Below are 22,284 nucleotides of genomic sequence, written 5' to 3'. Positions count from 1 at the left end.
TCTTTCATCTGGGCAATAAGTCTCGGAAACCCCAAAGAAAGTTGAGGAAAGTGACAGAACCGGTTAGGTGAAGATAAAATACCAGTGGTCGCTTTAATATCACCTAAATAGTCGGTTTTTTGTGTCTTTCCCCCGACTATTGGCTGCTACCACTGGTTTGCTGTTGTTTGTTGTTGTAATCCGAGGAAATATAGTTCTTGCGTTCCCAAGCGCCTGAACTGCATTTGTCTCTCTAGTAACAATTGTAACAGACAATACCCTTTTTGTGTAAAAAAAAGTAAACAATTTGGTAAAAAATTATTTTTTGCGGTAATCTTCAACCCTCTGAGGACAGCCCCAGATTACCGTTTCCTGTTTGTAAACCACCATACCGGGCTTGGCGCCCTTGGGTTTATAGACGTATTTGGGACGGGTATAGACGACGGGAACCTGTTCACTATGGCGAGCGCGGCTATAATAAGCGGCGTAATCGGCGGCAAATTGCAGATCGGCGGCTTCTGGAACTGTACCGGGGGTTAAACGGAGTAAAACGTGACTACCGGCGATTTCTTGACTATGAAACCAGATATCGTAATCGCTGGCACTACGAAAAGTTAGCCGATCATTTTGACGGTTATTTCTGCCAATCCATAATTCGACTCCAGAGGGAGTAGTAAAGCGCATGGGTTCGGATTCTTTATTATTCGTCCGATTACGCTGGTAATTGCTTTCTAGATACTTCTGTTGAATTAATTCTTCTTGTATCTCGTCTAATGCCTCTAAATCTTCGCTGCTGCTATAATTTTCTAGTTGACTTAAACTCGATCGCACTTGTTCGAGATAATTAATTTCACTGACCACTTCCTCTAATAAAGGTTCCACCGCTAACCGCGCTCTTTTTAATTTCTGATGTTGTTTATAAAAATATTGGGCATTCTGTACGGGATTTCTTTCGGGATCAAGAGGAATAATTACAGGGGTTCCTGTCTCGAAATCTGCCAAAGTAATGCTAGTCATTCCCTGCGGTATTTGCTGCAGATTGGCCATTAATAAATCCCCTTGCTCTTTATAGCGATCAGCATGAGCAGATTCTGCTAGTCTTGTTTGAAATCCCGCCGCTTTAGTTTGCAGTTTAGTCAGTAAAGAGGTAATTTTTTGGTTTAATTTTTGCTGTAGTTGTCGAAAGCTTTCTTGATTAATTTGCTCGCTATAATAACGGTTTAATAATTCTTGGACATTTTTAGCCGCTGCCAGCATCTCCCCACCGATAACTGTATAACCTTCTCTCGTCCATCCCGGTTGAAAGGTTTTATTTTCAAGGATTTTTAACCATTCTTGCCAAGCTGAAAAGAGCTTTTCCCAATCATTATTATCTAACTGATCCGTGTTTAATTTCGGGTTAATTTTGGCTTTTTGTAACAGCGATCGAGCGATGATGGGACTAACCCCACGATAGGTACTAAATAACTGTTTTTCGATAGTTTTAGGGATTAAACTAACTCTGGCTTGCCAACTGCTCAAGGATTCTTCTAAACTGGGGTCTGTTGCCAATAAAACGGGGGGTAGTTGATAGATTTGTCCCGTTTGTACGGTGCGAACACTAGACTGGGCGGCATTGACTTGATGGGCAACGGTGACAATTTGATTGTCAGCCGTAGTTAAAATCACATTGCTATATTTACCCATAATTTCTATATACAAATGCCACAGGGCCGGATCATCGGGACGTTGGGCAAATTGCAGATCGATGACTCTTTCCCACGGGGCAACAAATGCTAATTTTGTCAGCGCAAAACCATTGAGTTGATGACGCAATTGATCGCTGAAAGTGAAGGTATCAGGGACTTTCGGCGGTGGAGCGCCAATATGCAGCCGCGCTCCTTGGGGATGCCAAGAAATAATTAACCATCCCTTGCGATCGAAGGTTCGTAAATAGAGTGCGATCGTTTGGCGATCAATTTGATACACTTGTTCTAGTCTGGCTGGCAGCCAAGTGGCGGCAATTTCGGCACAGGTGGCACTGAGGGTGGTAAAGTCTAGGGATTGCATTTTCAGGATTCAGGAGATCTTCTCGATGCCAAAGTTGGCACCGCCAAGCATGAAAATATCATAGCTTCCCACTAAGGCTAAGACAAAAAAGTTGTTTCCTCAATTAAAAACAGATTTGGTGTCAGAATCTATCGGTGGAGGTATCCCAGTCTTAGCCGAAAAGCTGAGGAGTGCCTTTTCTGAGGTTTCTCTAGATGGGTATTAGCAACCGCACAAGCGTCCATCTTCCATGTGAACAATGCGATCAGCAATATCTAAAATCCGATTATCGTGGGTAACGAGTACAATAGTACGGTGCTGTTCTTTGGCTAAACGTTGCATCAAATTCACCACGTCTCGTCCCGTTTTACTATCGAGGGCGGCTGTTGGTTCATCGGCTAAAACTAATGGGGGATTACCGGCCAAAGCTCGCGCGATCGCTACCCTTTGTTTTTGTCCCCCAGATAAGCTATCTGGATAATAGTCGATCCGATGTCCTAAGCCGACTTTTTCTAATATCAAAGCAGCGCGTTCTTCTGTTTCCCGCCCGCCGAGATGTTCCTGAAGCTCGATCGACATTTGTACATTCTGTCTTGCGGTTAGAAAGGGTAACAAATTATGGGCTTGAAAAATATAACCAATTTGACGGCGGGTTTGGACTAATTGTTCTTCACTAGCCCCCCGTAATTCTTTTTCAAAATGCTGTAAGCTTCCTTCTTGAACAGAGCGTAGGCCACCGATTAAGGATAGTAAGGTTGTTTTTCCGGAACCAGAGGGGCCAGTTAAAATAACGATCTCTCCCTCTGTGATTTTTAAGTTGATCTGAAAAAGAACTTGTTTTTTCAGCGTTCCTTGACCGAAATAGTGATTGAGGTTTTGAATATCAATAACTTCCATAGACAGCCTCTTTCCTTGAGATGAGGTATAGATATTTGTTTCTTTTTTCTAAAAAATATCGGCTGGATCGGCATCTTGCAATTTTTTAACAGCAGTGGCTCCTGAAACAAAGGCCATGACTAAGGTTAAGATAAAGACAAAAACCGCTCGATCAAGCGACATATTGACAGGTAATAAGGTGGCATTTTTAGTAAACTCATATTGAATATTAGCGATCAAAAAACCTGGAACATATCCGAGAACAGCAATTAAAAAAGCCTGTTGTAAAACCATTGATAAGAGATAGCTATGACGATAGCCCATCGCTTTTAGGGTGGCGTATTCTGAAAGATGTTCCGAAACATTTGTATAGAGAATTTGATAAACTACCACCACACCAACAATAATTCCTAGAGCCACTCCCAGGTTAAAAATAAACCCGATCGCTGTGCTAGTTTGCCAATATTTTTTTTCAAAGTTAACAAATTCGCTTTTCGACAAGACTCGAACATCTTTTGGCAAGTATTTCCTGAGTTTTTCTAGGGTTCTTTGAATATCTTGATCCGGTTTTAGTTTAATCAAACCCACATCAATGAAGCCCTTCTGGCGATTGTCAAAAATTCGTAAAAAATTTATATGGCTAGTCACTAAATTTCCATCGGAGCCAAAGGAAGTCCCCAAATGAAATAAACCCACCACATTAACCTTTCGATTTCCGTTGGGATTTCCTAACTCCGTGCTTACCCGTCCATCCCTGCGAAAATCTTGGGCAATTGTCCCGAATTCAGTACGAGAACCCTGATCAAATAATACCGTATTAGGCATTTTTAATTTCTCGATATTTTCGGTAATTCCAGACAAATTGAGTACGGGGTATCTCAGATTAATACCAATCACAAAAATATTACGCCAATAATTACGAGTATTAGGATTTTTCCATTGAGCGAAATCGAGATAAATCGGGCTAACGTAATCGACTTCATCAAAAGCAAGTGATTGTAAAAGTCGTCGTTCTGGGAAACTTTCCATCGCAATTAAGGCAGTCGAGCGAGGACTGATTAAAAAAATATCTCCTTGTAAACTTTGATGGAAACGAACGGCACTATCGAAGAGAGCATCGCGAATCCCCAACTGCATAAAAATAATCACCACGGAAAAAATTACGCCTGAAAGAGCCACCAGTAGACGAACTTTTTGATGCTTTAGCTGTAGCCAAGCCGTGGCCAACTTAGTGCCTCGTTTCTGGAATAATTTTCGCTTATTCACTTGGTTTCTCCTTGATTTTGGGCATTGCTATCCTCAATTACCACCGTCACTTCCAAATTGCTTAAGCCAGATACTTGGGCGCTCGATTCGGGGGTAAGGCGAATTTTCACTTCCACTACCCTGGCATCGGCATCGGCTACTGGATCGGTACCAAGAACATTTTGCCGGCCCACTTGTAAACCAATTTCGCTAACAACTCCCGTTAATTCTCCGGCTAAACCATCACTCCGAATCGTAGCGGTTTGTCCGACGCGCACCCGTTGAATGTCTGTTTCGTAAACTTCCGCACGAACATACATTTCCCCAGTTTGACCTAAATCAACAATCCCCTCATTGCCGACAACTTCCCCGGGCCAGGTACGAATTTTCAGAATTTGACCGCTTTTTGGTGCTTTTACATAGGCTAGGTTTAATTCGGCTCGGGCCCGTTCTACCAAGGCTTGATCGGATATTAATTGGGCTTCGGCAACTTGGACATCGACGGGACGAACTTCGGCGACCGCTTCTAAAGCCGCTTGATTGGCTTTGATCTCTTGAGCGAGGGTGGTTCGGGTGCGATCGAGATTGGCTTTGGCCTCCTGAATACGTTGCTTCATGGTGCGCTCGATTCGATTCAGATTCGCTTCCGCTTCTTGTAAACTTTTAGCGATGGTTTCCGCTTGTAGACAAAAGCGGTCTCGTTCTTGCTCCGGTACAGCCCCATCTAGGTACAGGGTTTGATAACGACGGCAATCCGTTTGTGCGTTGATTAATTCGGCCCGAATTCGTTCGATAGTTGCCTTTCGGGCCGAGGTTTCCCCTTGTAACTCCGCTTCTAAACTGGCAATGGTCGCCTGTTGGGTCGCAATCTGTCCCCGTAATTCCGCTCTTGTTTTTTGGAAACGGGCATCTTGTGCGGCCACATCTCCCTGTTTTGCCCCCGCTTTAACTTGTGCTAAACGGGCCTGGGATATTTTCCTCTGGGCTTCAGCTTGGGTCAAAGCGGCTTGAAGGCGCTCATGGTTGTCTAAAATTGCGATAATTTGACCATTTTTCAGATTATCTCCTTGTTTTACTAGGAGTTGGGCTACTCTCGTTCCCTCCATGAAAGCAGGGGCCGAGATTTTAATCACTTCTCCCTTGGGTTCGACATAGCCTCTGGCGGAGATAGCAGTGGGACTAATCTTCGATGGGGAATAAATCGCCGCTGGAGCGGGGCTATTCCCTCGAAAACGTATGAGAAAATAGGTAGCACTCGAACCAGTTAATATAGCAACTGTAATGACAGTAACACTTGTTATCCAGCCTCTAGGTTTCACAAAAAATGCAGATTTAACCATTGTTTAGTTGATTCTAACCAAAAAATAAGGGCAAAACAGGAAACTACCGAGACTGTACAAAGGCCGACGGGGAGGGAGTTAGGGATTTTTTCGGATCATTCGACCGATGAAAGCAAGGGCAGAAACGAAGAATATAGCCCCACGGGTAGCTGGTTCGGGGATAGATTGTAAGCTCGATTGAGCAACGGCGGCGATTGCTCTTTGTCCGGCGGTCGAGGGATGGAGTTGATCCCAAAAAAAGTAACTATCGGGATCACTACAAACACTCACAACCGGATTAGTGACTAGACAGGGTTCTGTTAGGTTACTAAACCCAAAACGAGCGGGATTGGCTTGTAATTGGTTAAAACTATCCCAGAAATCTAGAGTCATAATTTTCACCCGGGAGCCAAAGGTTGTTTGCAAATGGTTGATTCGAGTAAATAGCAGCTCTCGATGCTCTGTGGTGAAGTGATTGAGAGCCGCTTCTCGTCCGGTCCCTTGCACAAGAGGCACTTTTCCTAAATCGAAAAGATTACTGACCATGATTTGGCTGGCCCCCATACCAACAAGAGCGCGAATAGAAATTTCTAGATTGTTCACCGCCACCACTGGCTCAGTGATGCCGCCAAACACATAGTCATTAGCACCGGCAGCGATGATATATAATCCCCGAGGATCGGCGACCGTTACGCTATTAAGATATTGATTGACTTGCGTGAGGACTCCTGGCCAACTTGGATTAATCGTGTTCAGCGTCCCCGTATTCGCTCCGCCAAAAGCAAAATTGGTGGCGGCATTAACCGTTAATCCCAGAGATTGGGCTAGATATTCCACCCAAACCGGGCCATTGGTAAAACGTCCCTCGGCATACAGGGGAACCGGTGGAAATGCTCCACCAGTAGCCTGATACACTCGACCTATATCTACGTTGCTGTCACCAAAAACATAGATTTCATCAATGTTAAAGCTACTCGCTTGAACCGAAGATTGTATTACTCCTGCACAGAGTAAGGAAAGAGAACCAATCCCAAAAGCTTGAAAGGTTATTGTTCGGAGAGGATGTGTCCTCAACCAATATTCAGGAAAAATAAGCGAGACAGATAACCTTTTACTTGTGGACATATCCTAAGGTTTTTGGAAATAAATAAAAACACATTTTCTGAGAAATGCTATTAAAATTGAGCAAAACAATTCCCTAGGAAGTTATTTCCTCTGGTAATTGATAAAAAGTGACCACGATCTGACAAGAAGGAATTCCATTGGCTAAAAATAGATAAAGACAAGCTCGTTCGGATGGTTTTTTTGACCAGCAATAAACCGGGATACCTTGTTGATTAGATGCGGGTTGCCCTGAAGCGTAAATATCGAGAAATAGGGGAGTTTTTCTTTTTTGGTCTGAATTGAGAGGACAAAGGGCAGCAGCGAGGATAAAAATAGAGCCAATTTCACTTAAGCGTCTTTGCTCTAACGAAACTAGATTGCCAGACTGTAGAGATGCTAATTCTTTTTCGGTCAGATTTAGCCCTAACGATTTGACCCCTTGATGAATTTCTTCATAGGTAAACATGACTTTTTCCGAGTAATTCTTAAGAGCAAGAATGGAGAGTTGTCAGGAAAGAAATAGGTAGCTATTAATCATATTACTTGATCATCCTAGCCGCACCTATTCCTAGAAAACACCCTTGATAAACACGGCTAAATCCAAGGGTTTAAAGAAGATTGATATTGATAATGTTTAAATTCCTCAGTTGTGCAAGCAATTTGATGATTGTGAGGAATTTTTTTCATCTTTAATCGATGATAAAATTCTCCGAACGAGGCGACCCCTGACAAAAGCAAGAGTCGCAGGAAGTGATAGAGATGTTTAGGAGCTATTACTCCCCCCAAACCAAACCCCTTCCACTGAAAAACGAGATACCAAATCGCTCCATAGAAATGAGTGTATTTGATGCTCGTAAAGATGTTGCTACGAAAAGGCTCATATTGAACATTTTCTAGGAAGCTATCAAAATGGACTAGCGGTTGATAGTCACCTAGTAGCTGATCCCCTCGATAACAATCCAGTAAGCCTAGGTTAGCTTTTCGTTTAACTAATTGATTTAATTGTTCGTAAATCTCGACAAAAAGTGAATTGACTGTCTGACGATGAATCTTGACAAATCCCTCAATAAAGGAAACATTGAGATGCCATTTTCCCACATACAGGGGTACCAAAATTCCGAACCACCAGATGTACTCGAAATAGATTCGCCAACTCATGATACTGGCATGACCGAGTTGAGTTTTGTGATCGCGCATAAGTTGATTCACTCCTTCCGCTTGTGCGAGATTAAATTGGTTGTAAGCGATGCGTTTAACCTCGGCATCTGCTTCTCCTGCTAACTTCGATCGAATGACTTCAGTAACACTTTCGATGGCAAAAGTGGTCAGGGATGTACCCATAGAATAAAAAGCATCGAAAATATAAGCCGCATCCCCAATCACATACCAATTATCTGCCGAAAGAACTTCCTTACTGGTGTGAGCGATTCTCGGCCAGTAGTGAAAATCGATCTTCTCTCCACTGATCAATAAATCATAAAGAAGTTTGTGATTAGCTTTGAGAAATGCGTAAAACTTCTGTTCTTGATTTAGATAATCGGCGGGAATAATTTCATGATGATGGATAACTCCGATCGAAATTTCTTGAGTGTCTGTATCCGTGGGAATCATCCATAGCCAATGACCTTGCCCGAACCAGTGATTGGTGGCATAGTAGTGACTACAGGATGTGGCTTCTGGATCATAGCCAGAGTGAAAAAGAGTTCGATCAATATTTTTAACCCGTACCCATGCCGAACCCGTATTTACACCACAAAGATGCTCCGGATCGAAAATAACATTATCAGTTTTTTTGCCGATAATAAATTGACGACCAGCGGCATCTACTAAATGTTTAGCGGTTAATTCAATCACTTCATCGTGCAATTTAACCTTGACTTGATGGGGATCATTTCCGGGATGAATAGTAACATCAACGACACGACCATTATAAAAATCAACTCCCATTTCCTTATTCATTCGTAACAGATCCCGCTCAAATTTAGCTCGATTCATTTGGCTAGAGGCAAGGGGGGGCTGTCGATTCGTCCAAATATGGTAGTAATCCTCGATGGTATCGGTTTTGTGAGAATCTTTTGGCCAGTGAAAATTTAAGCCAAATTTGGGAGGATGATTTTCAATCATGTATTCGTAAAGACCCAACTCTTTACAAATAAATAAATTAGCAATTTCTACCGTTGACTCGCCAATTTTTAGATCCTTATCGCTACGATTTTCTGGACGAGGATCGATTAAAGCGATCTTGATATTGGGAACCTTAAGCATCAGGTGACGGGCTTGGCAAACGCCCGCAAAACCAGCACCCATAATCACAACATCATAGACGAATTGCCGAACAGAATTAGTGGTTTTCATCATGACAATTACCGAGAACAGGAGTAAATAGAGACAGTGGAACAGAAAATTTAGCTGATCGTGCTAACAATGTGGGCTGGTAACAAAGAATTGGCTTCAGATTGGAGCAGAGGTACCGCTCCCCTGGAACCCTTTTTCATCTCCTTTTTCACACGAGCAATATAAGGCTCATAATCCACTTGCATTGTGTGACGGGCTGAATAACCGTAACGTTGACGAACTTGTTCTTTTTCTTGGAAGATTTCCCGTTTCATTGTCCTAGAATCGGGCAACTTGTACTCTCCTAATAAGTATTGACTAATCCACTGACTTTGTAATTCAGCGATCGGCATAACTGGACCGATCGGTTGTAATAGGCCAATAAAAAATAAATCGCGATAGTGAGGGTGAAAAACATGATGGAATAGTTGTACCTCATTATTTTTAACCTCGATCACTTCTGAACGGAAAAAAGGAAAGCTCACGTTATAGCCAGTGCAATAGATAATTTCATCCACTTTTTCTCGGCTTCCGTCCACAAAGATCACTCCATCTCCATCTAACTTTTGAATGTTGGGTTTCGGTTTCACTCGTCCGTGAGATAGGGCGGAAAAAATATCGGAACTGATGGTAGGATGAGCGTGCATATAAGGATGATCGGGATCGGGGAGACCATACTGGCTTAATTTTCCCACCTGCAATTTCACCGCAAAAGCTTGAATTTTTAATTTCCAGGAGAACGGTAAAAAACGAGGAATTGGCGCTAGATCAAGAGGGGTTCCTAAAACGTGTTTAGGAATAATATGAAAGCCGCGTCTTACGGATAAGTAAGTATTTCGAGCAATCCGAGATACTTCAACGGCAATATCCATCGCAGAATTGCCAAAACCGACGACAACAACATTTTTGTCCTGATAAATTTCCCCACTCTTATAGTAATGACTATGAGTTTGTTTGCCCTCAAATTCTCCAGGAAAAGACGGGTTAGGCCAACGAGGATTCCAGTGGTGTCCATTGGCAACAATTAGGGCCCGATAATTATGGCAAGATTGATCGTCGAGAGTAATTTGCCAACCACCGAATTCTAGGGGTTCAGCTTGAACGACTTTTGTTTGAAAATGAATATGGGGCTTAAGGCCAAAATGCTCGGCATAATCATCAAAGTATTGAGCGATTTGACTGTGATGCGGGAAATTAGGATACTCCTCCGACAAAGGATAATCGGAGTATTGCATCAGTTGTTTGGAAGTGTTAATATGCAGGGAGCGATAGGCACTGGATAAACCATTGGCATTGTTATAGACCCAAAGACCGCCCACACGGTTACTCATTTCATAACAATCAAAGGCAATTCTTCGCTCTTTTAAGACCTTACAAGCTGCGATGCCTGAAGCACCAGCACCGATAATACATACTCGATCGAGCAGGGGATTCATCGTTCTATGTTCTCCAGAGTTTCAAAATTTCACTCGAAAAAGTCAGGGAGGAAATCAGGGGTACCCCTGATTTCCAGAGGGAATTTAATGCTGTTCAACTACTCGATAATGATGTTCCAGAACCGCCGGAAAAGCACCGCGTAGGATGGGCAATAAACGCTCTGTCCAATTCATAAAAACATTCGGTTGGGGACGCTCGATCGCTCGGGCAATTACTGCCGCCACCGTATCGGCTGAAGCCATCGGCACTGGAGAACGACCATCAATTAAATGCCCGGAACGCTTTTGGGCAACTTGCCAAAATTCTGTCTGAGTTTCCCCAGGACTCACCAAAACGACTTTAAATTGATGGCCCATCTCGCGGCGAGCAACGGTGAGTAGGGATGAAACCGCGCTTTTCGAGGCACTATAAACCCCGTAACCCGTGGGCAAAGCATAGGCAACGACAGAAGAAACGCCGACAAAAACACCTTCGTGAAGATGGGGAGCGCTAGCTTGTAAGGTGTAGAGTAAGCCGAAGAGATTCACATCGAATAATTCTCGGGCTTCCTCCTCGCTGGTTGCCAAAATCGGCTTTGTAATGCCGAATCCGGCGTTGGCTACGGCGGCATCTAAACCCCCTAACCCGGCGAAATGATTGATCGCCTCGAATTGTTGGCGACGGTCGCGCACATCGAGAGGATAAAGGTAGGCCTTACCCCCCGCTGCCTGTACTTGTTGAGCAACCTGTTCTAGCTTATCTTGACGACGGGCGGCTAATCCTAAAATATGACCCTCTTGCGCTAATTTAATCGCTAAAGCTTGGCCAATGCCACTAGAAGCACCAGTGATGAAAATACGTCGCATAATTCCTCCTAAGATTGGATAATTGAACAAGAGCAGGGATATTTTTTATGAGAGAGAGAGCAAAGAAATCAGCTTTTTCTCGGAGGGTAAACATTGTCTAAATGGGGTAATTTGCCCCAGGAAATATCTACACTTGCAAGGGAACTTTTTCCGCTTCCATTTCCAGAGATTTAGTATCTACTCCCTCGACTATCCAAGGTTGAAGGGTATCCCCATACTGATACTCTTGAAAAGCCTCTCTCATTTCTGCGATCAATTGGCTTTCGCTGCCATGATTCCCAGTTAAACTATAGATGATATCTCCCAGACCAATGTAAATAGAGGTGGTCAATAATTTTGCCATTGTACCCAGAGAACGGGGGTGGCAAACTTGGGACAGACCGCCACTTTTCCATTGCAGTTTTAGATACCAAATGGTCAGATAGAAGAAGGTTTTCTTCATGCTGGTAAATACGCTGGTTTGTTTTGGTTCATATTGGGCATTTTCGAGGGCGTGGGTATAACGCTTAGGGGTGTGATAGTTCCAAATCAGTTGATCACTACGGTAACAATCCATTAAGCCGATATTTTTCTTTTCGTCCACCAGTTGATCGAACTGATCGTGAATTTCATAAACTAGACTTCTGAGGGTTGTTTGGAAAGTTTGGACGAACTGGGGGATAAACTCTAAGTCTAAGTGCCATTTGCCCACAAAAATGGGGATCAAAATGCCAAACCAAATCATGTTTTCAAAGTAAATTCGCCAACTCATAATACTGGCATCTCCCAAGTGACGACTATGGTTATGCATAAAGAGATTAATCGAGTTGATCAGAGTCAGATTGAATTGATTGTAGGCTTGGCATTTTTCCGCCGCGTTGACTTCTCCGGCTAACTTGGCGCGAATAATCTCTGTAATACTATCGATCGCTGATACGATCATCGTCGATCCGAGAGAATAAAAAGCATCAAAAATACAAGCAGAATCGCCAATCACATACCAATTATCGGGAGAGTATAGGGTTTTACTGGTGTGAGCGAGCCTCGGCCAGTAGTGGAAATCAATATTCTCGGCACTGGTGACCAATTGATAGAGAATATTATGGTTTGCCTTGAGAAATTCATAGAATTTTTCCTTACTATTGAGGCTTTCACTGGAAATATAATCATGGTGGTGAATCACACCGATCGATAATTCCATTGTGTCTATATCGGTGGGAATCATCCATAACCAATGACCTTTACCAAACCAGTGATTGGTTGCGTAGTAATGACTACAGCTTGCTCCTGTGGGGTCGTAACCAGAATGAAAAATTGTTCGATCGACATTTTGAACCCGAACCCAAGCTGAACCAGTATTTACCCCATACAAATCCTTAGAATCGAAACTAATATTATTAGTTTTCTTGCCGATTAAAAATCTTCTTCCAGCCGCATCTACAAGATGCTTACCCTGTAACTCGATCGACTCGTTTGGTAATTTAACTTTAACGGTATGTAGTTGATCATTCGGGGTCAAATCGATATCCACTACCCGGCCATTATAAAAATCTGCGCCCATTTCCCGATTCATTTTCAGCAGATCCCGTTCAAATTTCGGGCGATTTAGTTGCGTCGAAGCTAAATCCGGTTGCCGATTTGCCCAGATATGAAAGTAATCATCGATGGTTTTTGTCTGATCATTTCGCTTGGGCCAGTGAAAATTCAGACCGTATTTCGGGGGATGATTTTCAATTAAATATTCGTACAATCCTAAATCTTTGCCAAAAAATAGTGTCGCTACTTCAACTGTAGATTCTCCTAATTTCAGATCCTTTTCTGTCCGATTTTCGGGACGAGGATCAATCATAGCGATCCGAATATTAGGAATTTTGAGCATTAGATGTCGAGCTTGACAAAGGCCAGCTAAACCGGACCCCATAATAATTACATCGTAAGGGCGATTAGACATATTTTTCACGGTAACAACTCCTAGGATTGAAAAAACTTTTGTGGCTTGAATATAGCCGCTCAAGAGATAGGAAAAAACTGATTTAGGGAATACTTCAACTTCGCTAGATTTTTTTCTGGAAAGATTCGGCCAAGAAATTGAGCGATCGGCTCAGAAAGCGTCTTGAATAGTCGAAGGTAAAAAACTGGGTTGAAATTGGCCTTGTTGATCGGCAAGAAGCCAAATTACATCCTGTTCTCCCACGGCAAGTTTCTGAAAATTACCCGCCGCATCCTGACGGAAATACTCGAAACCTAAGGTCATTCCCCGTTCAAATACAGCCCTCAGTTGCATAGAAACGTGAATTTCCTCAAAAGGGAGAGCTTCTCGTAAATAGTCAATCTGACTACGAAGACAACGAAATTCTCCTCGTTGGCCAGAACGTCCATAGAATTCGGGGACTAGGGAGTAACCGAAACGGTCACGTAAACGACCTTGCCAATCACTATAGATGGCGAAGTTAATATTTCCGATCGCATCCGTTTCTTCTAAAGAGGTGAGAAAGGATTCTTGCCGGAGTAATTTTCCTTTCTCGCGGGGATAATCGCCGCGGTAGAGTTCCTTGCCCATGGAGAAAAGAGAAGGAACTGGCGAAGTTTGAATCGGTTCATAAAGACCCGCCATAAAATCTCCTAAAAACTGGGGCAGGGGGTGAATTTTTGAGCCTTGACCAGGAGAAATTTCTGTCCAAGTCATGGTTAAAGTACTATGGGCAATTTTTGCTCGTATCTCTTGCTCTGTCACCCGAAACCAGTCGTAACCAAAATTAACAGTTGACCCAGAAACTTCCTGCACCCAAAAATGAACTTCTACTTGATCCTGTAGTCCTAAATCTCCAAAAATCTCTACTTGGCTACGATTGGTTACCATTCCCCACCGTCCCGTTTTGAGATATTCCCCCAAGGTATGACGGATCGGTTGAATTGCCCGGTCTCGTACTTGTCCCATCCAGTGAAAGAAGTAGGAAAAATAAACATTTTGGCTAATGGTTGCCGTTTCCTTGTAACCCACAGGCCAGCGCCAGATTAGTTTTTGCAAGGGAGTGGAAACGGTGGTTTGGGGAGGGGAGGAAATGGGGGTTGAATTGACCACCACCGCTACCATTCTTTGAGGATTGCGGGTAAGTTTTACCGGAAAGGTAAGCACAGATAAAGACTGACCGGCAACGAGGCCTCGAAATAAAACATTTTCTCCGAGAGATCGTTCTAAAACTAAGTCGATGTCCATGGCTTGGGTAGCTTTCCGGAGAGCTTCCAGGGCAGCCCAGATGCGAGTTGCTGCCTGGTCGATCGATTCTACTCCTCGAGCGAGTAATTGTTGAAGTAGAAGTTCTCGTTTAAAACTCAGTAAAGCGATCCAATCTTGGGGACTTCGTTGAGTAATGGGGGCGATATCGCATCCTTGCCGACCATAACCGGAGACACAGAGACAGAATTGCTCATCATGGGATAGGGAAACCCCGACATTTTCCACTCCCGCTCCTTGCAGAATCGGTTGACCTGATGTTAACCACTGAATTTCAGGAGTTTGAGGGAGCGGTAAACCATCAATCCCCGGGGGAAGAGTTGTTCCAGAAGTGATCGAATATAGCGGTGCTTTCATCGTTTTCCCTGGTTCCCAAGAATCAACGGCGGAAGTAATCGTATCTTGTCTGAATTTGCCCATCTTGAAACATTCTCCGAAACTAGGTGGAGAGAATGAGACGTTTTTCGTACCATTCTCCCGGAATGATTAGGAAGGATTGAGGAAATTTCCGACTGTTTTGGCGAATAAGGGAACTTCCTGTTGTCGGCGCTCACTGGTGGGCAAATTTTGTAAACCGGGTTGATAGGTGAGCGCTAGGGTTGGGGCATCGATCCCGAAGGCTTCGGCCGACTGTTTCAATTGTTCTTGTAATCGCCGTTCGTCCCGTTGACCGGGATTGGCGATTTCCTCCGCCGTGGGATTGTCGCCTCGATGTTCTAGAATCCTTAACTGATAACCTTCTAACGTTTCCAAAACCTCCCCCTGCTCGTTGACTGCCGTGACAGTGGTACGATACTCTTTGCCCTCGCGTCCTTCATTGATAGCTAGTCCAAAACAGGATTGGTTCTGGGGAATTTGGTAGAGATCAATACGATCAATGCGGATGGGTAAACAGATATCTTGAGGGATAATTGGTTGTACTGATTGCAGAAGAGAGTCGCGATAGTAGGGATCACCGAGGAGGAACGGGCCATCGGCTCGATCGAAGGTTTCTTTTTCCGCTCGTTCGCCGCCTACTTGGGTGGAGAATAGGAATTCTTTCGAGTTGAGACGATAGACATTTTTCAGTCGTTGAAAACGGGTTCCTTGAAAGAGTAACCAACCGTAAAGATCCTGTTTGGGGTCAAGATCTAGGGGTCGATCGGGTACAGTTACCGTGGAGAGGGGAACTTCGGCACTTTGATCGTCGAGAATCAAGGTGGCGGCAAAATGGGCGATGGTAAACCCTGTCCGTTCCGTACGGATTTCGGCGCGCACTTGTAGCGGATCATGGGGAGATTTCTTTTCGAGAACTCGTGCCCAAATTTCGATCTCTACTCCCTGTTCGGGATCGACAACTATCGGTCGCTCTAAGCGGATATCTTGCAGACGAAGCCGAGAAAATGCCGTTTTTTGGCTGACATAGAAGGCTGCCTGAGCCATTGCCTCTAAACCGAAGACAGTGGGGAAAAGATAGGAACCGTTATAGATATGATCCCGAACATAGGAGTCTTGAGCGAGGGTAAGACGGGTGCGGAAACCCACTTCTACTCCCAATTCGATGGTGTGAATATTTTCGATAAATGAGAAAGAGGCGGGGGGTTCGTAACGATGGGTACGCCATGTATCAAAGCCCCGTCGCATGGTTTCCACGCCGCCCAATTTGGACGTGACCACTACTTGAGAATCCCCGGGATCTTTAAACATCAGTTCTAAGAATCGATTGACTCCATCTTCTGTGGGCATGGCCTCAATGCCCATCCGGTTGAGATTCCGAACCGTTCCCATGCGCGCCCCCATGCCCACTTCTGACCAGACGCTAAAGGCGATCGCCAAAACCGACGTTTCTGGGTGTCTTTCGCCAAAGTTGCGAAGTAAAAGGTCGAGGGATTCATTGGAAAAGCCATACCAAGTATTCCCGGGTAATCCCAAAACCGCACTAATGGAGGAGAATCCGACAAAAAGTCGCGGCGGCATTTCTTCTAAGGCTTCCATTAGGTTCAAAACGCCCAGGACTTTGGGGGCTACTTCCGATTTGGCCTCGCTGAGAGTGGAATTTTCCACCCGACGGGGTTTGTTTAACGCCGAACCATGAATCACACCGGTGATCGGCCCTAGCTCTTGGCGAACATGAGTAACTAGCTCTCGGACAGCGATCGCATCGGTGACATCACAGGAATAGTAACGACAGATCAGCCGTTCTTCCGCAAACGCCCGTAGGGTTTGGGCGATCTCGCGCGCACTAGCATCAAGGGGATCATCTTGGGGATGGGGAGAACGCCCCACAAGGGCGGTTTTGACTCCAGTGAGTCGAGCGAAAGCGATGGCACATTCGGCGGTAATTCCCTTCGCACCACCGGTAATCAATACCACGTCCTCCGTTGACCAAGATAGGGAACGGGAAGTGTATTGGGTGCGATCCTGTACTTTCGGGCGAGGAAGGCGACGGATCGATTGTTCATCGTAGCCTACGGCTAAATAGGCTTCTTTGCGTCCGATTTCACCAATGATGGTTTCGGTCAACGCGGGCGAGGGGTTTTGGTTGGGTAAATCGATCACCCGTACCTTCAGATCTGCCCGCTCTAAATGCAGACTAGCGGCAAAGCCCATCGTACCGCATTGTTCCAGATTGCTCATTCCGGGTAAACGACCGAAGTGACCTCCCCCGAATTGAAGATAGGCGACGGTGACATATTCCCGTTCTAATTGCTTGGCACTGAGGGGAGTTGCGATCGCTCTGAGGCGAGACATCGCCCGTAGTAATCGCTCCGAGGAATCGCCATGCCCTCGCGCTTTTTGCGGCAAAATTCCCAGGAAGTGCGTATATTTCGGGTTTTGAATCCCTCCTTGCCGGGCCATTTCTTCGTAGGTGATCTTCTCAACCATCGCACCCTTGTCTTGCCAGTGCTTCTCCAGCATCTGCACCCAATCCGTTTCTTCCGATTCGGCGACGATGAGAATGTGCGCTTCTGGCCAATTGTCGTAGGCAAATAAATTGGCGGTTTCCCAGTTTTCTCTTTCCTCTGCCGGCAGCTCGATCGCTTCTTCGGGAGAATATTCTACTACGAAGTTACGAACCCAAGGAGAAGAGCTAGAAGCTAGAGAGGGAGCGGTTGGGGCGGGGGAAGGAGTGACCGTCCCGAGGGATTGACTATGTTTGGCTAAAATCTCAGCGATTTCGCCCAAGGTGGCATTGGCAAACTGAGCGGGGTCGATCTGGCCGGCAACGCCCAACTGTTTCGCCGCTTCCGCCACTAATTCCGCGGTTTTAATGGAGTCTAAGTTCAGGTCGTCCAGTAAGCGCAATTGTAGGGACAAACTATCCCCCGGAAACCCCGTTTTTCCGGCAACTAATTCTAGCAAGAGGCGAGAAATCGTTTGCACATCCTTTCTGGATTCTGTGGTCACTACTGAATTGGGAGTAGAAGACTCCATTGGGGTGGGCATCACTTCTCGCACGGCTTCGAGAATTTCTTGAAGCGATGCGTTCGCTAGAGTGGTCGGATCCACTTTTCCCGCTACGCTGCACTGCTTGGCAAAATCGGCAATTAATTCCCCTCCCTTAATAGAATCCAAATTTAAGTCATCTAGCAGTCTTGCTCCTAGGTGAATAGTATTTTCGGGAAATCCCGTTTTCTGCGCTACTAAGACAATTAATTGGGTTTCTAAATTGGCAGGAGGTTGGCTAGCCCCGGTGGGGACAGATTTCCCGGGAGGGGAATCGATCATAACCAGTGGTTTTATTGTAGGATTCTCTAGGGTCGGAGCCGAGAAAGAATGGGTCGGACTTTTCCCATTGTTCGGGATATCTGAAGGCTTAAAGTTACTGCCTAGAGACTGTAAATCGGCGCGGATTACTTGAGCGAGAAAGGAACCCCTTTGCTGAAAATAAGCTGAGAGAATTGTCAAAATTTTCTCATTCATTTGTTCGTTGGGAGAAAGTTTTTCGTGAGTCATGGTATCATCCAGCGAATAGGTTTACAGGAAAGAGAGGTTTTCTAAATCAGCCCGAATTAATTCGGCTAAAAATGAGCTTCGTTGCGAAAAATAATCACTGAGAAGGTCACTCATTTCCTCTGTGGATAAAGCAGGTAAGTTCTCTAGAGAAGCTGATTTAGATGTGGTTTGAAGTGGAAAAGGGATGATTTGATCGAGTTCCTCACGCTCGAAATTGAAGGAACGCTCACAAGGATTATCAATGAACAGGCGTTCTGACGCTGGAATAAATGGACGAATCAACCGATTTTCGTAGAAAAAATTCCAATTAATACCAGTTCCTTGCACAAATATCGCCGCAATTGCTGTATTCAGATCCCGTGTATTACCCACTTGAGATTCTAGGGGCAAACAGAGGGTAAATTCAGCGATTTCTGCGGTCAATCCCGAAAGAACTTTTCCTGGACCCACCTCCAACAAGAAGTCACATTGACGAGCAATCTGTTGGTATAGAGAAATAAAATCAACTTGTGCAGTAATTTGGTCGGCGAAGTGTTCTGATAGAGAAATTACTTGGGAAACTTGCTGTCCTGTTTTACTAGATACTAACCACAACTTCGGCGTTGGATATTCCGCAAAAGAGCAAGTTTGGCGAAGTTTTTCCGCCGCCGCCGCCACCATTTTCGAGTGAAAAGCGTTAGCGACGGGTAATTTTTTTCCTTGAATCCCTCGCACCAAAGCCCTTTCAAGAACCGCCAAAACACTATCGACCTCACCCGAAATTACTGTTTGCCTGGGGCTATTTAAATTGGCGATTGTCACATATCCCGCGACTCCTCGTAGTAACTCCTCCGCTTGAGAACGGGAACAAGCTAAACTGGCCATTGTTCCTGTAGTGGAACTACTCTCCGTCATCACCTGTCCCCGGAGGGCGGCGAAACAAAGTAAAGTTTTTTCGTCATAGCAATCCGCCGCTTGGAAGGCCGTTAATTCTCCTAAACTATGACCGCCCACAGCCACCGGTTTAATTCCTAATCGCTGTAAGTATTTCTGCCATAGTAAGGACACAAAACAAACCGTTTGGGGGGCGATTTGGGTTAAGGCTTGGAACCAATTTTCCACCTCTTCGCGATTGATGGCTCGATCGAGAGGACGGTAGATCACCGGACCGATCGGTGCCAATCCCGCTTCTTGCAACCATTGATCGGCTTGGGAGAGAAAATCCTGCGCCCAGGGGTAACGTTCCACCAACATCCGCGCCATATTTAAACGTTGCGAACCTTGGCCAGGGAAGAGAAAGCCGATTTTAGTTCGTTGCACCTTTTCGGCTAACCAAAGGTCTTTTTGAGGAGAGACGCGCATTTCTCCGCTTCTAAGGGAGGACTCTGTGAGCAGTAGGGAGAGGCGATCGAGTCCTGTGGATAATTCCCTGGGAGTTGCCGCGATCAGGGCGGCCCTCGTAGGGCAGTGTTCAGGTAATTCTTGCGCCAATTTAGCCGCCAAATCGGGCATTTCTGCCAAACTCATGCCTTCTAGTTGCGGTTTCAGCTTTTCGACGATTTTGAAGAGGTCTGTCGTTGAATTCGCCCCAAAAACAAATAACTCTGTATCTTGGTTAGACACGAATAAAGCCCGTTCGGCTATGCCAGATTTGAGACGAGTCGTCGCCGGGTCCCCGGAAGAAAGGGTCACATGGGAGTTAATGCCCCCAAAACCCATAGCCGACACTCCTGCCCGTAAAACCTCCGTTTCCGGGTAGATTTCCCCTAGTTGTACTGGATATAAACATTGGGCGCTCTCCTCGAAAACGGGATTCGGTTCTTGACAGTTAACAGTCGGGGGAACGATCCGCTGATTAACCGCCATGACCGCTTTAATGAAACCCCCGATCCCGGCCGCCGCTTTCGTATGACCAACGAGGGATTTAAAAGAAGTCATGCCACAGGAACGAGGGGGGGCAGGTTTCGAGGCGTTCATGGCTAGGGCTACCCCTTCAATTTCAGCCCGATCGCCTACGGGGGTTCCGGTTCCATGTCCTTCAATAAAATGAAGAGACTGGGGACTATAACCGGCTTTTTCGTAAGCTCTTAATAGGGCTTTGGACTGTCCCACCTTAGAGGGTGCGGTAATGCCTCCTTTGCCGTCGGAGGACAACGCCCAGCCGTCCAACAGGGCATAAATGTAGTCGCCATCGGCCTGTGCATCTTCTAAGCGTTTGAGGACAACAAAACCACATCCTTCTCCAGGAACAAAACCACTGGCTCGGCGATCATACACTTTCATATCCTGAGCCGTCAGGGCGCCGGTTTTGGCGAAACCAATTAATTCAAAGGTATCGAGACTGATATCAATGCCACCGGCTAAGGCCATGTCTAAATCGCCATTACTTAAAGCGTTGGCGGCAGTGACAACGGCGATTAGGGAGGAGGAACAAGCGCCATCGACGGTATAACCACCACCGTCAAAATTAAAAAAGTTACAGATTCGTCCGGCTATGGTGTTGGACAGTCCTCCAGCTAGGGTATCTTCGGTAATGGGTGGGAAAACGGATTTATAGAATTTCTCCATTGTTTCGAGAAGTTCTTCCACAATTGTTCCAGACAGTCCTTTGACTTCGGCAGCGGCTCGCAAGGCTCTTCGTACGTAGGGCCAACGTAACCGCATCACATTCGAGCGAGTATGTTCTCCAGTTAAGGAATTGCCGAGAATGACCCCGGTTTTCTGGGTGGGAATGGTATCTCGACGATACCCAGCATCTTCGATCGCTTTGTCGGCTACTTCTAAGGCTAACCAATGCACGATGTCGGTTCCATCGACCGTTTTTTTGGGAACTCGACGATTAATCCAGTCGAATTGAAAGCCATCAATGAAGGCCCCGCGTGTTCCGTAGGTTTTATCGGGAGTGGCGGGATCGGGATCATAATATTCCGAGAGTGGTAAACGTTGATCGGGAAACTGGCGAAATTGACAACGACGCGCCAAAATATTCTCCCAAAGTTCGCTTAATTGTTTGGCACCAGGGTAATGGCAACCCATTCCGACAACGGCTATAGGATGGGCGATTTTATCGCTTTGAGTTTTCGGCATTTTTTTCCTTGTTTTGAGGACAATAATTGTGTTTGATAACTATCTGGTTATCCTAGGAGCGAGGGAACCCAGCCAGGTCTTTTTTCGGTATTTCCCGAAAGCTTATGATTTATTGTCGTTTAGCAATTACAACTATCTCATTTGCGCTTAAAATAACCTTGATAAAATCACGGTATATAAGCCAAGGTATTCAATTATTCAAAGGATTTTCCAGAGAAATGTTAAAGGGAAAACTTTAGCATTTACTCTATAGTTGTAACTTATTCACAAGTATATGGGTAAGTTTCAGCAGTGACAATCGAAGTTTAGGATGTTAAGGGAGAAGATAAGCGGCTCTTCTGGAAGTTTAGGATGTTAAGGGAGAAGATAAGCAGCTCTTCTCGACTTTGTGTGATCATAAGTGCTGATCATTCGTAGGAGTCTTGGCGACGGCAAGGATTTCAAGAGTTTGAAGGGGAGCATCTCATTTATGCAAGTGAGTAATTATACTTGTCCCTAAAACTGGTTTCTAGCAAGGCTTTCAAAATAGCTTGACATAAAACCTGATTTAGGGGTTACAAAGGTGAGATGCTCCCATTTGAAGAGTATATTTCTGGAAAATTATCCCTATTCTTCTTCCTTCCACACAGAAACGAGGAGAGCCGGGAGTTTAAATCATCAACAAATTTAAGTAGGTAGGCGTTAAAAATTATCAGATGCCCCCCCTTATCAAGGGGGGATTAAGGGGGGACTAAGGGGGGATCGGCACCCCCCTTATCAAGGTAGGGCTGTTTCATTTAAATTAAGTATAGCTGATTTTGAGTCAATAAATTTGACCGAAGATTCTCAAGTTTATCTTTTTCTAATCAAAAGAGTTAGTCACAATAACTAATATTTAATCCTCTGCCAATATTTATTATGA

13 protein-coding genes are annotated in these 22,284 nt (G+C 45.0%); all 13 read right to left on the bottom strand.

Annotation, left to right across the window (positions count from 1 at the left end; translation table 11 throughout):
- Positions 1 to 297: 297 nt before the first annotated feature.
- Entirely contained in the window at positions 298 to 2,028 is a 1,731-nt protein-coding gene (locus IM515_RS06765) for an Rqc2 family fibronectin-binding protein (RefSeq protein ID WP_287630546.1), read from the bottom strand.
- A gap of 201 nt (positions 2,029 to 2,229) precedes the next feature.
- The gene (locus IM515_RS06760; RefSeq protein ID WP_110578589.1) at positions 2,230 to 2,904 is read right to left on the bottom strand and encodes a DevA family ABC transporter ATP-binding protein; all 675 of its coding nucleotides are present in this window, start codon (positions 2,902 to 2,904) and stop codon (positions 2,230 to 2,232) included.
- 48 nt (positions 2,905 to 2,952) lie between these two features.
- Positions 2,953 to 4,149, bottom strand: a complete 1,197-nt coding sequence (devC, locus tag IM515_RS06755; RefSeq protein WP_287630547.1) for an ABC transporter permease DevC — start codon at positions 4,147 to 4,149, stop codon at positions 2,953 to 2,955.
- Positions 4,146 to 5,468 (bottom strand): ABC exporter membrane fusion protein, encoded by a 1,323-nt coding sequence (locus IM515_RS06750; RefSeq protein WP_110578587.1) that lies wholly within the window; start codon positions 5,466 to 5,468, stop codon positions 4,146 to 4,148. Before IM515_RS06750 ends, devC begins: the two co-directional genes overlap by 4 nt.
- Before the next feature lie 78 nt (positions 5,469 to 5,546).
- Positions 5,547 to 6,572 (bottom strand): SGNH/GDSL hydrolase family protein, encoded by a 1,026-nt coding sequence (locus tag IM515_RS06745; RefSeq protein WP_193958711.1) that lies wholly within the window; start codon positions 6,570 to 6,572, stop codon positions 5,547 to 5,549.
- A 73-nt stretch (positions 6,573 to 6,645) separates the two neighbouring features.
- Complete coding sequence (locus tag IM515_RS06740) at positions 6,646 to 7,017, bottom strand: hypothetical protein (RefSeq protein ID WP_110578585.1); 372 nt, start codon at positions 7,015 to 7,017, stop codon at positions 6,646 to 6,648.
- A 128-nt stretch (positions 7,018 to 7,145) separates the two neighbouring features.
- Positions 7,146 to 8,909, bottom strand: a complete 1,764-nt coding sequence (locus IM515_RS06735; protein ID WP_287630548.1) for an NAD(P)/FAD-dependent oxidoreductase — start codon at positions 8,907 to 8,909, stop codon at positions 7,146 to 7,148.
- A 47-nt stretch (positions 8,910 to 8,956) separates the two neighbouring features.
- Positions 8,957 to 10,321, bottom strand: coding sequence for a flavin-containing monooxygenase (locus tag IM515_RS06730; protein WP_110578583.1), 1,365 nt, complete (start codon positions 10,319 to 10,321; stop codon positions 8,957 to 8,959).
- A gap of 84 nt (positions 10,322 to 10,405) precedes the next feature.
- A complete protein-coding gene (locus IM515_RS06725; protein WP_016517237.1) occupies positions 10,406 to 11,167 on the bottom strand; it encodes an SDR family NAD(P)-dependent oxidoreductase in 762 nt (253 codons plus the stop codon).
- Between the two features lie 127 nt (positions 11,168 to 11,294).
- The gene (locus IM515_RS06720) at positions 11,295 to 13,106 is read right to left on the bottom strand and encodes an NAD(P)/FAD-dependent oxidoreductase (protein WP_110578582.1); all 1,812 of its coding nucleotides are present in this window, start codon (positions 13,104 to 13,106) and stop codon (positions 11,295 to 11,297) included.
- A gap of 141 nt (positions 13,107 to 13,247) precedes the next feature.
- Positions 13,248 to 14,801 carry a thioesterase family protein gene (locus IM515_RS06715; RefSeq protein ID WP_287630549.1) on the bottom strand — a complete coding sequence of 518 codons (1,554 nt, stop codon included), beginning with the start codon at positions 14,799 to 14,801 and terminating at the stop codon, positions 13,248 to 13,250.
- Between the two features lie 66 nt (positions 14,802 to 14,867).
- The gene (locus IM515_RS06710) at positions 14,868 to 18,317 is read right to left on the bottom strand and encodes an SDR family oxidoreductase (RefSeq protein ID WP_185240019.1); all 3,450 of its coding nucleotides are present in this window, start codon (positions 18,315 to 18,317) and stop codon (positions 14,868 to 14,870) included.
- A 21-nt stretch (positions 18,318 to 18,338) separates the two neighbouring features.
- A complete protein-coding gene (locus tag IM515_RS06705) occupies positions 18,339 to 21,383 on the bottom strand; it encodes a type I polyketide synthase (RefSeq protein WP_287630550.1) in 3,045 nt (1,014 codons plus the stop codon).
- Between the last annotated feature and the right edge of the window lie 901 nt (positions 21,384 to 22,284).

Origin of the sequence: Microcystis sp. M44BS1, assembly GCF_020244875.1 — a bacterium.
Classification (GTDB): Bacteria; Cyanobacteriota; Cyanobacteriia; order Cyanobacteriales; family Microcystaceae; genus Microcystis; species Microcystis panniformis.
Note: the sequence above shows the minus strand (reverse complement) of the source record. Positions and strands in the feature narration are given on the sequence as shown.

Excerpts from the sequence above, each read along its gene's own strand:
- IM515_RS06765 (WP_287630546.1), bottom strand. The coding sequence starts at position 2,028 with ATGCAATCCCTAGACTTTACCACCCTCAGTGCCACCTGTGCCGAAATT.
- IM515_RS06760 (WP_110578589.1), bottom strand. The coding sequence starts at position 2,904 with ATGGAAGTTATTGATATTCAAAACCTCAATCACTATTTCGGTCAAGGA.
- IM515_RS06750 (WP_110578587.1), bottom strand. The coding sequence starts at position 5,468 with ATGGTTAAATCTGCATTTTTTGTGAAACCTAGAGGCTGGATAACAAGT.
- IM515_RS06745 (WP_193958711.1), bottom strand. The coding sequence starts at position 6,572 with ATGTCCACAAGTAAAAGGTTATCTGTCTCGCTTATTTTTCCTGAATAT.
- IM515_RS06740 (WP_110578585.1), bottom strand. The coding sequence starts at position 7,017 with ATGTTTACCTATGAAGAAATTCATCAAGGGGTCAAATCGTTAGGGCTA.
- IM515_RS06735 (WP_287630548.1), bottom strand. The coding sequence starts at position 8,909 with ATGATGAAAACCACTAATTCTGTTCGGCAATTCGTCTATGATGTTGTG.
- IM515_RS06730 (WP_110578583.1), bottom strand. The coding sequence starts at position 10,321 with ATGAATCCCCTGCTCGATCGAGTATGTATTATCGGTGCTGGTGCTTCA.
- IM515_RS06725 (WP_016517237.1), bottom strand. The coding sequence starts at position 11,167 with ATGCGACGTATTTTCATCACTGGTGCTTCTAGTGGCATTGGCCAAGCT.
- IM515_RS06715 (WP_287630549.1), bottom strand. The coding sequence starts at position 14,801 with ATGGGCAAATTCAGACAAGATACGATTACTTCCGCCGTTGATTCTTGG.
- IM515_RS06710 (WP_185240019.1), bottom strand. The coding sequence starts at position 18,317 with ATGACTCACGAAAAACTTTCTCCCAACGAACAAATGAATGAGAAAATT.
- IM515_RS06705 (WP_287630550.1), bottom strand. The coding sequence starts at position 21,383 with ATGCCGAAAACTCAAAGCGATAAAATCGCCCATCCTATAGCCGTTGTC.